Consider the following 14,038-nt stretch of genomic DNA (forward strand, 5'->3'; position numbering starts at 1 on the left):
ATGGAAATGTCGCAACTTACTGCACGTCGTCCCTATCTGCTGCGCGCCTTCTATGACTGGTTGCTCGACAACCAGCTGACGCCGCATCTGGTGGTCGACATTAATCTGCCGGGTGTGCAGGTGCCGCTGGAGTATGCGCGTGATGGTCAGATTGTCCTGAACATTGCGCCACGCGCTGTGGGTAACCTCGACCTGGCCAATGATCAGGTGTCGTTCAACGCCCGCTTTGGTGGCGTTCCTCGCCAGGTTAACGTGCCGATGGCGGCGATTCTGGCGATCTATGCACGTGAAAACGGTGCCGGCACGATGTTTGAACCGGAACCGGCTTACGAGCTGGGTATGCAGGAGGCGTCAGAAGGTCAGGAAGAGACCATGATGTCAGTGATTGATGGTGATCGTCCTGACGATGCCAGCGATGACGAGACACCGCCTGATGACGATCCACCGCCACGTGGCGGTCGGCCTTCACTGCGCGTCGTGAAATAGCCGTGACATAACAGCGAATACCCGCCCATCCGGCGGGTATTTTTTTGCCTGTCAGCCATAAAAAAAATCCGGCTGCCTGCGCAAGCCGGATTTTTCAGCAGACCTTCGCGATTAGTAGACGTCGCGCAGGTAGCGTTTCTCTTTCTTCAGCTGATCGACATAGTCGGCAGCGCGCTCGGTGGAGAGACCACCAAACTGACGAACCACTTCATACAGCGCATTATCCACATCTTTCGCCATACGCGAAGCATCGCCACAGACGTAGAAGTACGCCCCTTCCTGCAGCCAGGCGTAAAGCTCAGCGCCCTGTTCCAGCATCCGGCTCTGCACGTAGATCTTCTTCTCCTGATCGCGTGAGAAGGCCAGATCCAGACGGGTCAGCAGGCCGTTATCCCGCCAGGCCAGCAGCTCATCCTGATAGATAAAGTCATGTTCCTGATGCTGATCGCCGAAGAACAGCCAGTTTTTGCCCTGCGCGCCGGTTGCCTGGCGTTCCTGCAGGAAGGCGCGGAACGGTGCGATACCGGTGCCCGGTCCCACCATGATCAGTGGTGCGCTGTTATTGGCAGGGACGCGGAACGCTTTATTGGGTGAGATAAAGATGGCGGGCTTCTCACCACGACGCACGCGTTCGGCCAGATAGGTCGAGCAGACGCCACCGCGATTACGGCCGCCACTGTGATAACGCACAGAGGCAACGGTCAGGTGCACCTGATTCGGATGGGCTTTAGAGCTGGATGAAATTGAGTAAGCACGATGCTGCAGCGGGCGCAACAGGGCAACAAACTCCGGCACTGTCAGCGTGCGCGTCAGTTCGAGCTGCAGCAGGTCAAGGGTATCTTTGCCCCACAACCAGACGCCCAGCGCATCTTTATCATCATGCTGTAAGACATGACGCAGTTCCTGATTGGTGGTGTTCTGTCCAACCCACTCGATTAACTTGCGTGAAGGCTCAGAGATCTCAAACTGATAGGTCAGCAGGTCGCCGAGGCTGCGGTCGAAGCCAGGTACTGGCGTCTGGTAGTCAGCATTAAGCTGGGTCAGCAGCAGGCTGACCAGTGAAGGTTCGTTGACCGGAATCACGCCCAGCGCATCGCCCGCTTCATACTTCAGGCCGCTGTCAGACAGGTCGAATTCGAAGTGACGAATATCTTTGGCTGACTGCTCGCCTGACAAGCGCTTATTCGTGATCAGCGCGGCGGCATACGGATTCGATTTGTTGCTGCCTGGAATGACCGGCGCTTCAGGCGCGCTCTCCAGCACGGTGCCGCTGCTGCCTGCGCTGGCGGCAAACTGTGGCATTGAGCTGTTCAGCCACTCGCTGGACGGCTCTTCATAGTCGATATCGCAGTCAATGCGATCTACCACGCGTTTTGCACCCAACTGCTCAAGACGCATATCGATGAATTTGCCCGCCTGACAGAAGCCATCGTAACCCGTATCGCCAATCGCCAGCACGGCGAAATGCATCTGCTCCAGACGCGGTGCGGTACTGGCAGAGATCGCATCCCAGAACAGCTGGGCATTGTCCGGCATCTCACCTTCACCATAGGTCGAGGTGACAATAAGTACATGGCGCATGGTGGCAAACACGTCGAGATCGACATCGCCCAGCGCCTGAACCACTGGCACCAGCCCTTTCGCTCGGGCAGATTTCGCAGCGGTCTGCGCCAGCGCTTCGGCATTGCCGGTCTGTGAGCCGTACAGAATATGCAGTTGCGTGGTCGCGGCTGCGCCCGTACCTGCAGCAGGTTGCTGCTTGTCTTCTAAAACCAGCAAACGGGAGTGAAGGCCCGCGAGAAAGCCAGCCAGCCAGTACTTCTGATCGCCATTAAAAGGTGCATCTTCTGGAATATAAGGAATTTTCATGGGTACTTTTACTCAATCCCGTTCTCGCCCGATATCAGTGGCGTTCCCCGGTCTGAAAGCGGTTCCGCTTCCCCGCGCCGCAGTGTGTGCAGCAGGGGAAAGCGGTTCTGCCTCTGTCCGGTACAACGATTAATCCGGGCAATGATCAATTAATAATATTCAGTTCAGCCTGATCAGTATCACTGTCAGGAGAGTTTACCCACCGCAGCGGCAATTTCCGGCAATGCCGCACGTGCAAACAGCTCTTCAAAGTCAGGCAGGTGGCCCAGCACTTCCCGGTTACAGGCATCCTGATACATGATCCAGCCGTAGGTCGCCAGACTGTCCATGGAGCGGATGTTACGTTGCGTCAGTGCCGCTTTGTAATCTGACATGCGTTTAGTACCAATCAGACTGGCCAGTTCATCATCGCTGTAACTCTCGATGGCAGAACGGGCATGACGTTGCAGCTTGCTGACCAGTGAAAAGTCTTCCGTCATCAGCAGATTGCGGACCGCTTTTTCCACCGCCGCATCTTCAACCGGCGTGCCTTTCGGCAACTTCGCCAGTGCCAGCTGCTGGGCAAAGCTCAGCACGGTGTAGTTGTTCAGCAGGACAAACATCTCCTGCGTATCGGTCGCGCCATAGGCCGGAACGGCACCGTTGGCAATGGTTTTACCCTGACGCCACGCGGCTTTGAATTTCGCCACCTGATGGCCTGCCAGCGCTGTCGACAGCTCTTCAAGCAAATCTTTGCGGCTCTTGGCTTTCAGGATCTCGCCGCCATCCTGATAGAGCAGCAGTGAGCGCGGCATCACGTAAACAAAGTGGTGGCACTCTGTTTCCCAGTTCTCCAGCAGCCACGCGGCACGCGGTGACTGGGTCGCCTCCAGGTGCCAGTTCAGCATGGTCAGCACGGCCTGCTTGTGCACCTGCGCCATCTCATCCTGATCCGCAATCGATCCGAACCGTACTGAATCACCTGCAGCGTGGCTGGCCAGCGATCCATACGGGTCGTACTGGTAAGCAAAGCCGCCGCTCATACCGTTGCCAAATCCTTTACCAAAGGTGCCGAGGTTGAGAATGGCACCGTTAGTCATATATTCGCAGCAGAAGTCACCCACGCCTTCAACCACAGCCGTTGCGCCGGAGTTACGTACTGCGAAGCGGTCGCCAGCCTGGCCCTGCACGAACAGTCGTCCGCCAGTCGCGCCAAACAGGGCAAAGTTACCGATCAGCACGTTGCCATCGCCATCCTGCGCGCCGCCGCCAGGCGACATCACAATCAGCTCACCACCACACTGTCCTTTGCCGACACCGTCGTTACAGGTGCCGTAATGGGACAGCTGCATGCCATCGTTGCAGAAGGCGCCAAATGACTGACCGGCAGATCCGGTGGTAGAAATTTTTACGCTTTCAGGGGCCAGATAGCGGCGACCGCGATCGTCGGTCATTACCGCAGGCATCGCCTGCAACTGCTGTGCGCTGAGCTGATGGTTCAGCATGCGCTCAATGTCGATGGCCAGCTGGCCGCCAACGCTTTTGTTGCGGTTGTTCAGGACGATGCTGTTGCCCAGTGAGACGTCAGGATTTCCCTGCTCCACCAGTGACTGCTTAACCTGCTCAATCCAGCCATCATCCAGCTCAAAATCTTTTTCCAGGTAAACCGGCTTGTCGATTTTCAGCTCTGGCACCACGGTGAGCATGGCGCGTAAGTCGAGTTTGCCGACTTCCAGCGGATGATCCATCAGGTGCAGCAGGTCAGAGCGACCACGCGCCTCACGCAGGGAACGCAGGCCCATACGTGCCAGAATTTCACGTACTTCATGCGCGACGTTGAGGAAATACTGCGCCAGCTGACGCGGGTCGCCATCAAAGGCCTCGGCGTTGGTGGTTAAGCCAGCCGGGCACTTCACGTTGCAGTTCTTCGCCATCACGCATTTCAGCATCATCAGCGCGGTGGTACCGAACTCAAAGCTATCGCCGCCCAACAGGGCAGATTTCACCACGTCGCTGCCGGTCTGCTGTGCGCCAGAGCAGCGCAGCAGCACTTTCTCACGCAGGCCGTTGGCACACAGCGCCTGGTGGACTTCAGCGATGCCGATTTCGGCCACGCGTCCGGTATATTTCAGGCTGGTCACCGACGCCGCGCCGGTACCGCCGGTGTTACCTGCAACGTTAATCACGTCGGCACCGGCTTTAGCCACGCCAACTGCGATGGTGCCGATCCCTTCTGACGACACCAGTTTGACAATGACGCGCACGCGCGCGGCTTTACAGTCGTGGATCAGCTGCGCCAGATCTTCGATGGAATAGGTGTCATGATGCGGCGGCGGCGAGACCAGCTCGACGCCAGGCGTACCGCCACGGGCCGCAGCAATCTCTACGGTCACTTTGGCCGCCGGTAACTGACCGCCTTCGCCAGGCTTCGCACCCTGACCAATTTTGATCTCCAGCTCTTCCAGCATCGGATCCGCCAGATAGGCAGCCCAGACACCGAACCGACCCGAAGCCAGCTGTTTGATACGCGAGGCACGGATGGTGCCGTGACGGGAGTAATGCTCGCCGCCTTCACCGCAGTTGCTCATGCCGCCGACCATGTTGGTGCCGTGTGCGACCGCTTCATGAGCCGGCGCGACCAGTGCACCGTGGCTCATTGCCCCGGAAGCAAAGGTACGGGTAATTTCACAGGCTGGCTGTACTTCGCTCAGCGGCAGTGAGGGCAGGGTGGTGAAGATACGTGACAGATAATCTGCCGCTTTACCGTATGCGGTCACTTTCAAAGCGCCAGTGACCACGTCGCTGCTCTCAATATCATCGCCGAAACGGGATTTCAGGGCGCGGGAGAGGTTCTGCAGGCGTTCGGTCTCAGGCTTTAGCCCCTCAATCGCATCGGTCAGACGCAGCATAAAGTGATTCAGGCTGCCATCCACCGCTTCACACTCCATGCCACGAATAGCAAAGCCGTTGTTGGTCAGCGAGTAGCGTCCCAGCTTGCGACGGAACTCCGCTTCGCTGTCAATGTGGGTCAGATCAGCCGGGAATGTCAGAATGTCACGCAGCGCCGCCGGGCGACGTTTACGCTCTTCATACATCAAACTTGAGAACTGACGGTAATCGGCCGTAATCGCAAAGTTGTTAATCACGTCATCCGGGATGCGCTCAAAGCTGCTGTCTTTGAAGGTCTCTGGCTTAATACCAAACGCGTTATCCAGTTTTGCCAGCGTCATCAGACGAATGAAGTTGTCCTCTTCGCGCGCCTTGTCGGCAAAGCGAATCGGCTCTTCGGTCATGTCGATGAAGGTGCGCACGGCGATAGTGCCGTAGGAGTGACCTGCACCTTCTGCACGCTCTTTAAACAGGCCCAGCAACGGCACTTCAGATTCGCCCTGAATCCTGAGCGCGCTCTGGTGCCAGTCAACGGCCATCGCTGCGATGGCTGCGAAGCCCGCGCCACCCACCGGGGTTTTGATATTCGGGAAATACTTTTTCAGCACCGGATCGTCAGTGTTGAGGAAGTTAGGCTCAAAGAATTCGCCGCTGCTGTAACTTTCAACGGTACAAAGGCCCACTTTGCCCATGGTTTTCATCAGCGCTTTTTCAGCGGCTTTGGCATAGCGCTTAAAGGCTTTGTTGCCTTCTTCACCTTCACCAAATTTTTCCTCTGCACGCATCTGTACGCCCAGCGGATAGATAGCGGAAGCCCCGAAGCCGAGGGTGGCAGCAATGTGGTGCGAAGATATGCTCTGGCCGCTTTCTACGACCAGAGAAACATCCAGACGCAGGCCTTCCTGCACCAGTCGCTGGTTAATGGCAGAAACCACCAGCAGCATCGGGATTGCGGCGTGCGTTGACGAGATGTGACGGTCAGTAAGCACGGCGATGCCACCCTGCGAACGGGCAAAATCCACGACCTGTTGCGCCAGGTCATCAATCGCTTTTTCCAGCGCGTTTGCGTTCGCGGTGGTGCTCAGCAGATCTTTGCCGATTACCGGCTCATAGAGCATCTCAAAGCGGGCATAAGGTGCGATGGTCTGCTCGCGCAAACGCAGCATATCAAGGTGGCTGAGGATTGGGGTCGGCACCACAATCTGACGACCTTTGCTGCGGCCCAGATGCGGTTTCGCACCCAGCGCGACACGCAGCGTCATACCATCCACTTCGCGGATTGAGTCCAGCGGCGGGTTGGTGACCTGAGCAAAGCGCTGAGAGAAGTAGTGCGCCATGCCGCCTTCATGATCGGATAAGCCGTTAATGGCGTTGCCGTAACCCATCGCGGAGATTTTCTCTGCGCCGGTGTTCAGCATCGGGTCCATCATGAACTTGAAGCTTTCCTGGTTGTAGTAGTAAGCCACAAAGCGCTGATAGGTTTTCAGATCGCCGCGATAACGCAGCGGTGAACCCTGCTGCTCTGCCGGGATTTCAGGCAGATCGTCAAGACCGACGCGCGCTTCACGCAGCAGCGCTGAATAATCTTTCTCCGCCGCCAGTTTTTCCAGTGCCTGCAGCGTGGTGTAGCTGCGTTTTTCACGGTGATCGAAATAGAGCATGCCGCCCGCTTCGATACGGCCGCGACGCAACACGCTTTCGGGTGGGAAGGCGATCTGACCGGCTTCAGACATCGCACCGATATACTCAGCCGTTTCGACTGAGCGCAGTGGACGCAGGCCAAGACGGTCAAGACGGGCGCCAATCACTTCACCATTGCCAAAGATTAATGCTGCCGGGCCGTCGTTCTTCTCTTCATACAGTGAGAAATATTCCAGCATGTCACGCACTTCTGGCGGCAGCGAACTGTCGTTTTCCCAGGCGGGTGGCATCATTGAAACCACGGCGGTGATCAGGTCGAGATCATCTTCCATCAGACGGCTGTGGATACTCTGGTCCAGACGCGAGCTGTCAGACTGACCTTTGGGCCGCACGATTTTCTTGCCACGGGCCAGTGCCAGCGCGGACTCAGCGATGCGGTTTTTACGGTCCGTATTCAGCTCACCGTTGTGCGCCATCAGGCGGAACGGCTGGGCCATCGTGGTATGCGGATCGGTGTTGGTGGAGAAGCGGGTATGGAAAAACAGCCCGCGCACCTGATGATCGGGATCGGTCAGATCTTTGAAGTAGGGGATCACTTCATTGGAATTCAGGCGGGCTTTAAACACCTGGGTGCGCGACGACAGCGACAGCGGATAGAGACCGCCAAATTCGCTTTCGGTAAAGGCACGGGCTTCAATCGTCAGCAGGGCGCGGTAGATGCGTTGTTCGAAGTCGTTCTGGTCGACCACGTCCTGTGGCGCAGTGAAAATCCACTGCAGAATCGGTAACTGAAATTGTACGGCTGCCGGACGCGTCACGCTGCTGTCGAGCGGCATGTCACGCTTCATGATCACCGGCAGGCCAAAGCTGTTGAGTGTCTCATCTACCAGACGTTCGGCATTCGCGCGCAGCGCAGCATCTTTCGGCACAAAGAAGTTGCCGACGCCAAAGCGGCCCGCTTCCAGCGGCTGGCCGGTAATCTTGCGGAAGAAATGCAGGGAAAGGTCAACGTTGACCCCCGCGCCGTCGCCGACGCCTTCCGCTGACATACCGCCGCGGTGAGGCACCGTGCACAGGGCGCTGTGCGCCATCTGCAGAATTTCGTGGGTCTGCTCGCCGTCCTTGCGCGTAATGAAACCTACACCACAGCTGTCACTGCCTGCTGTCGGATCATACAAGCCATAGGATTGAGGTTTTTTAGTGGACATTGAGGGTCTCCTTAACTGCTTTGACATTACCTGCACTGTTTCAGGGTCTGAGCGCAACGGGGCGCAACATCATTTTCATCGCCATGCTCTGTCGAGCGCGCGTCATAGCCCTGAGCATTTCTCTCCAGACATCGATAAAACGTCCTTAATTGAGCTGCTCTCTGATTTCCGGTCTCTTAAAGGAGATGACTTAAACCGCGCGGGAGTCTTCTTGTTGCATAGATATGCCGAGACAATGGCCCGTCTGGAAAGCTTTCAGCGGATTTCCAACTTATCGGGAAAGCGTAATCAGGTCAAATAGGGTGGTCAGACAGGGTTAACAGGGGTTTTATCTGAGTAAGATATTGAATTTATTGCTTTTTAAGGTTTAAAATGTATCACTCTGCTGCCTGCCGATCGGCCCATAAATGTGAACTGACTCACTGTAGTGCAGGCGTCAGATCTCTGCACCATGCTGGTGACGGGGTGTTAGACAGCATTAAATGCTGTTCAGAACCGTTGATGCATAGCATGTATCTGTTTTTCTTATGTCCGTCTATTTGAATGAAACAGCGGTTGGTTATAAGAAAAATTAATCAACACTGTCTTGCTTAAAATATCATTTAAGTTGAATGGGTATGCATATAAACAGGGTGTGCCTGCGCAACAGGACGTTGCCAGGATATTGAAAACAGGCCATACGGAGAAATCACGGATTCGCTGGCGGCATTACAGATTATTCATTTGGCACAATCAGTCAAGGGTTTTAACCGCTTTGTCCTTAACGTCGCCGATCGGCTATGCGAATGCACCATAAAAGCGCATTTGATCCTGTATCTCCGCGCGACGTGCCGGGACGTCAGCAGGCTAACTGCGCTATTATGAGGCTGTTTCTCTTCCAGGGAGTTGTTATGAAACAAATTCGTCTGTTGGCGCAGTACTACGTTGATTTAATGGTCAAGCTTGGACTGGTGAGGTTCTCGCTGCTGCTGGCATCTGCGCTGGTGGTGCTGGCGATGATCGTCCAGATGGCGGTTACGATGGTACTGCGAGGTCATGTCGAGAGCATTGACGTGGTGCGTTCGGTTTTCTTCGGGCTGCTGATTACGCCCTGGGCGGTCTATTTTCTGTCGGTGGTGGTCGATCAGCTGGAGGAATCGCGGCAACGGCTGGCACGGCTGGTGGATAAGCTGGAAGAGATGCGCACCCGCGACCTGGAACTGAACCAGCAGATGAAAGAGACCATCACGCAGCTGAATCAGGAGATCAGTGACCGTAAAAAGGCGGAGCTGGCTCGCGAGCAGGTGATGGACAAGCTGCGTGAAGAGGTGACCCGTCGCGAGCAGGCACAGATTGAGCTGGAGCAGCAATCCTCCTTCCTGCGCTCATTCCTGGATGCTTCGCCTGACCTGGTTTTCTATCGCAACATTGATAAGCAGTTCTCCGGCTGTAATCGGGCGATGGAACTGCTGACCGGCAAAAGCGAGAAACAGCTGATTGGCCTGACGCCACGCGATATCTATGATGATGAAGCGGCAACGAAGGTGCTGGAAACGGACGAGAAGGTGTTCCGTCATAACGTCTCGCTGACTTATGAACAGTGGCTGCAATATCCCGACGGGCGCAAAGCCTGTTTCGAGATCCGTAAAGTGCCTTATTACGACCGCGTCGGTAAGCGCAGCGGGCTGATGGGCTTTGGCCGCGATATAACGGAGCGTAAGCGCTATCAGGACGCGTTAGAGAACGCCAGCCGGGAGAAGACCACCTTTATCTCTACGATCAGCCACGAGCTTCGTACGCCGCTTAATGGCATTGTCGGCCTGAGTCGTATTCTGCTGGATACCGACCTTAATCAGGAACAGCTGAAATACCTGAAAACCATTCACGTCTCTGCCATCACGTTGGGCAACATCTTCAATGATGTGATTGAGGTGGACAAAATCGAGCGCCGCAAAGTGCAGCTGGACAATCAGCCGCTCGACTTCACCGGTTTCCTCGCCGATTTAGAAAATCTTTCCGGCCTGCTGGCTCAGCCAAAAGGGCTGAAGTTTGTGCTTGCGCCACAACTGCCGCTGCCGCATATGATTTCGACGGACGGAACGCGTCTGCGTCAGATTCTGTGGAACCTGATTGGTAACGCCGTGAAGTTCACTCAGCAGGGCGAAATCGTGGTGCGGGTAGCCTATGAGCAGGACGAAACGCTGCGCTTTGAGGTGCAGGACTCCGGTATGGGTATTCGGCAGGAGGAGCAGGATAAGATCTTTGCGATGTACTATCAGGTTAAAGATCAGCATGGCGGTAAACCGGCGACTGGCACCGGTATCGGGCTGGCGGTTTCACGTCGTCTGGCGCAGGCGATGGGCGGTGACATCCATGTACATAGCGCACCAGGACAGGGCTCATGCTTCACCGTAGAGATTAAGGCGCCGCGCATTGCTGAAGAGGTGGAGGATGAAGGCCTGGACGACAGCCTGCCACTGCCTGCGCTGCATGTCCTGCTGGTTGAAGATATTGAGCTGAATGTGATTGTGGCGCGCTCGGTGCTTGAGAAGCTGGGCTGCAGCGTCGAGGTCGCCATGACCGGCAGCGAAGCGCTGGCGCTGTTCGACCCGCTGGAGTTTGATCTGGTGCTGCTGGATATTCAGCTGCCCGATATGACCGGGCTGGATGTCTCGCGTGCGATTCGCCAGCAGTATCAGGGAACGCATCTGCCACCGCTGGTGGCACTGACCGCCAACGTCCTTAAAGACAAAAAAGAGTATTTCGACGCGGGCATGGATGATGTTCTGAGCAAACCGCTGGCAGTGCCGGCGCTGACCGCGATGATCAAAAAGTACTGGGATTATCAGGCAGATTCGGAAGAGGAAACCGCAGAGGTCAGCGATGACAAAACCCGGATGCTGCTGGATGTCGCGATGCTCGAACAGTATATCGAGCTGGTTGGCCCGGGCCTGATTACCCAAAGCCTGACGATGTTTGAAAAGATGATGCCGGACTATCTTGCGGTGCTGGAATCGAATCTGATGGCGCGCGATCAAAAAGGCATTGCTGAAGAGGGGCACAAGATCAAAGGGGCGGCAGGTTCGGTCGGGCTGCAGCGCTTGCAGATGCTGGCGAAACAGATCCAGAGTCCTGAATTACCGGCGTGGTGGGACAACGTTGTTGAATGGATTGACGAGCTGAAGCATGAGTGGCGACATGATGTGCAGGTATTGCGCGACTGGGTGGCAGAGCAGGATAAGTCATATCCCGGAAAAAAATGACCCCAGCCGAGGCCGGGGTGCGCGAATACTGCGCCAACACCAGGGAAAACATTGCGGCCGCTATGATTTGAATAATTAATGCAGCCGCAGGGTATTGGTTAACACTGACATCACCTTAGCAAATTCATCTTCTCATGCGACAAGATTCATTAAAATTTGTGATATTGAGCAGCGTTTAAATACAGAAAACATTAATTTGGCAACACAGTCAAGTAAGGAATCATTTTCTCTGCTGCATTGCTGTTATTTTAATCAAATTTGTGGTTTTTGGTATAGTTTTGACGCTGCTCAGCTGCAAAGCAAAGGCTGAGCAGCTGTAAATTAAGCTGGCATTAACCTCTGCCTCTTCAGAGAGGCTAACGCGCTGATATTGCAAGTGACCACCCTGAAATGACACGAATTATCCAAAACGATTTGGAATGATAAAAAAGAATCTAAAACTTTGTCCTGCACTTGCACTGACATCATTGCGCTTAATGAGAGTAAAAAGGGCCACAACAACTCTGAGTAACGCTGTTAAGCGCTGTTTATTTATACGTTATCAGCGTGATTCTGTTTAAGCTTTGGGCGGCTCATCATTCATAAAAAAATAACAGTTAAGAATATCGAATGATTTAAACCGGCGCTTATCACCCATTATTAAGTGTTTATCTGGAAAGATGCTAAGCCGTGGCAATGAATGGAACCGATTCCTTTTTACCGGAAGTCCTTGAACTATTTCGAACTGTTGCAGCATTTTGATGCAAAATGATTGAATAAAGTCTGGAAACCGCCGCAAGGTTTTCAGCGATTTTTGTGAAAAAGCTGCTTTTCTGGCAGTGATTACATGAGTGATTAATTAACGTCTGAAACAGGTATGGGAAGATTGCATGAACAAGCATAAAGGAAGCGTCGGACAGCGTATCAGACGTATTATTGGTCGTGTCATGCTGGTATGGCTGGGCGTATGGCTGGCGGGAATTTTGCTCTTTTCGTTCCTGCCGGTACCGTTTTCAGCGGTGATGGCTGAACGACAGATCGGTGCCTGGTTACGCGGTGACTTTAGCTATGTCGCCCATTCTGACTGGGTCGGACATGATGAGATTTCGCCGTGGATGGGGCTGGCCGTTATCGCCTCAGAAGATCAAAAGTTTCCGGACCACTGGGGTTTCGATGTCGCGGCGATTGAATCTGTACTGGATAACAGCGATAGCCGGATGCGTGGTGCCTCCACGCTGTCACAACAGACAGCAAAGAATCTGTTTCTGTGGGATGGCCGCAGCTGGGTGCGCAAAGGTCTGGAAGCGGGGCTGACAGTAGGTATTGAGACAGTCTGGACGAAACGACGTATTCTGACCGTCTATCTTAATATTGCAGAGTTTGGACCGGGTATCTTTGGCGTTGAAGCAGCTTCACAGCGCTACTTCCACAAGCCAGCCAGCCGGCTTACCGCTGCCGATGCCGCCTTACTGGCGGCCGTTCTGCCTAATCCTATCCGTTATCGTGCGGCTGCGCCTTCAGGCTACGTCAGAGAGCGACAGCAGTGGATAATGCGTCAGATGCGCCAGCTTGGCGGGGAAGGCTTCCTGCAGCGTAATAAGCTCGACTAAGACTTAGTCTTCATCAAAGCCTGCTTCAAACAGCTCAATGACCGCTGCCAGCGCCGGGATCTCCTCCGGACCGCTGGCTTCAATCTCTATGTGTCCGCCTTTAGCCGAGTCGAGCATCAGCAGCGCAATTACGCTGCTGGCTTCGGCTTCTGTGCCCGCTTCGTTGCGCAGCAACACTTCGGCATCGAAGCTCTGCACCAGCTCAAACAACTTCATTGCCGGACGGGCATGCATGCCCAGCTTATTTTTGATTTCTACAGTTTGTCTGACGGTCATGATTTGCGCTTTTCCAGCGTGCGATGGCGTGACTGTACATTCTTACCGCGCGAACGGAAGTAATCCGCCAGCTGTTCTGCAATATAAACTGAGCGGTGTTTGCCACCAGTACAGCCAATCGCCACGGTAAGATAGCTACGGTTGTTGGTCTCCAGCATCGGCAGCCAGAGTTCAAGATAGCTGCGTGTCTGGTAGATAAAGTTGTGCACTTCAGTGTGGCGGTCAAGGAAGGCCGCCACCGGACGATCAAGGCCGGTCATCGGGCGCAGCTTAGGATCCCAGTGGGGATTAGGCAGAAAGCGCACGTCAAAGACATAATCAGCGTCAATCGGGATGCCATGTTTGAAGCCAAAGGATTCAAACACCATGGTCAGTTCGCGTTCACGCTTGCCCAGCAGACGGGTACGCAGCATCTCGGCCAGCTCATGTACCGACATCTCTGAGGTGTCGATGATCAAATCGGCACGCGAACGCAGCGGCTCCAGCAGATCGCTCTCTTCATCGATAGCGCTCTCCAGCGACAGATTTTTGCTGGAGAGGGGATGCAGACGGCGCGTATCGCTGTAACGACGAATCAGGGTATTGCGATCGGCGTCGAGAAACAGCAGCTGAGGTGAAAATGTGTCAGGCAGATTATTCAGCGCGGTTTCAAAAATTTCCGGGGATTCAGGCATGTTACGCACGTCGATGCTGACCGCCGCCGAAATATTGCGTTCCGCCAGCGAATTGGCCAATTCAGGCAGCAGCACGACCGGCAGGTTATCAACGCAGTAGAATCCCATATCTTCCAGCGCACGGAGCGCCACTGACTTCCCCGAGCCTGAACGACCGCTAACGATCATCAGCACCATGACCTTCT

Annotated in this window: 7 protein-coding genes; 3 read left to right on the forward strand and 4 right to left on the reverse strand. The window is 54.9% G+C overall.

Features of this window, described 5'->3' with window-relative positions:
- On the forward strand, positions 1–486 hold the full coding sequence (gene sspB / locus AC6I8E_RS01840) for a ClpXP protease specificity-enhancing factor (RefSeq protein WP_013359871.1): 486 nt from the start codon (positions 1–3) through the stop codon (positions 484–486).
- A gap of 111 nt (positions 487–597) precedes the next feature.
- Here sspB and AC6I8E_RS01845 read toward each other — a convergent pair whose 3' ends face one another.
- Both AC6I8E_RS01845 and AC6I8E_RS01850 read right to left on the reverse strand, forming a co-directional pair.
- A complete protein-coding gene (locus AC6I8E_RS01845) occupies positions 598–2,355 on the reverse strand; it encodes a sulfite reductase subunit alpha (protein WP_013359872.1) in 1,758 nt (585 codons plus the stop codon).
- Positions 2,356–2,540: 185 nt separating this feature from the next.
- Positions 2,541–8,072 (reverse strand): glutamate synthase-related protein, encoded by a 5,532-nt coding sequence (locus tag AC6I8E_RS01850; RefSeq protein ID WP_013359873.1) that lies wholly within the window; start codon positions 8,070–8,072, stop codon positions 2,541–2,543.
- 890 nt (positions 8,073–8,962) lie between these two features.
- On the opposite strand from AC6I8E_RS01850, the gene arcB reads away from it, so the two are divergent.
- Together arcB and mtgA are read left to right on the forward strand one after the other, a co-directional pair.
- Positions 8,963–11,314 carry an aerobic respiration two-component sensor histidine kinase ArcB gene (gene arcB, locus AC6I8E_RS01855; RefSeq protein ID WP_013359874.1) on the forward strand — a complete coding sequence of 784 codons (2,352 nt, stop codon included), beginning with the start codon at positions 8,963–8,965 and terminating at the stop codon, positions 11,312–11,314.
- Between the two features lie 869 nt (positions 11,315–12,183).
- On the forward strand, positions 12,184–12,903 hold the full coding sequence (gene mtgA / locus AC6I8E_RS01860) for a monofunctional biosynthetic peptidoglycan transglycosylase (RefSeq protein ID WP_013359875.1): 720 nt from the start codon (positions 12,184–12,186) through the stop codon (positions 12,901–12,903).
- Between the two features lie 3 nt (positions 12,904–12,906).
- Here the strand turns inward: mtgA and npr are convergent, their stop codons facing one another.
- Positions 12,907–13,179 (reverse strand): PTS phosphocarrier protein NPr, encoded by a 273-nt coding sequence (npr, locus tag AC6I8E_RS01865; protein WP_010251923.1) that lies wholly within the window; start codon positions 13,177–13,179, stop codon positions 12,907–12,909.
- Positions 13,176–14,030, reverse strand: a complete 855-nt coding sequence (gene rapZ, locus AC6I8E_RS01870; RefSeq protein ID WP_010251920.1) for an RNase adapter RapZ — start codon at positions 14,028–14,030, stop codon at positions 13,176–13,178. The genes npr and rapZ overlap by 4 nt, the downstream gene beginning before the upstream one ends.
- Positions 14,031–14,038 lie beyond the last annotated feature (8 nt).

It is taken from the genome of Pantoea sp. X-Soil-YNGN-785, assembly GCF_059730585.1.